Consider the following 439-nt stretch of genomic DNA (forward strand, 5'->3'; position numbering starts at 1 on the left):
AGCAACAGGTTTATGATTTAGTTTTAAGAACCACATTAGCCATGTTTGCTGATCCGTACGAGTACGAAGAAACCACCATTATCACCCAGGTTGGCGACGTCAATTTTAAAGCAACCGGTAAGGTCCCAACTAAGCAAGGCTGGCAAGCTTTATTTGATGATCACAAAGCCGACCAGCAAGAAACAGCCACCTTACCACTCGTTCATCAGGGCGATCAGGTTAAAGCAAATCTGCAAACACCGCAAAAAGAAACGACCCCACCAGTACCGTTTACCGAAGGGACATTAATCACAGCCATGAAGACGGCCGGCAAAACGCTTGATGATGAAGCAGCCCAGGCAATTCTCAAAGATGTGCAAGGCATTGGGACAAGTGTGGCCCGGGCCAATGTGCTAGAAGTGTTAAAGTAACGCGGCTATTTAGTTACTGAAAAGAACAA

General features: G+C 46.2%; 1 pseudogene. It reads left to right on the forward strand.

Features of this window, described 5'->3' with window-relative positions:
• A pseudogene (locus FC98_RS13865) lies at nucleotides 1–407 on the forward strand (DNA topoisomerase); the annotation flags it as partial.
• Nucleotides 408–439: the final 32 nt, after the last annotated feature.

It is taken from the genome of Lentilactobacillus kisonensis DSM 19906 = JCM 15041, from assembly GCF_001434135.1.
GTDB classification, from domain to species: Bacteria; Bacillota; Bacilli; order Lactobacillales; family Lactobacillaceae; genus Lentilactobacillus; species Lentilactobacillus kisonensis.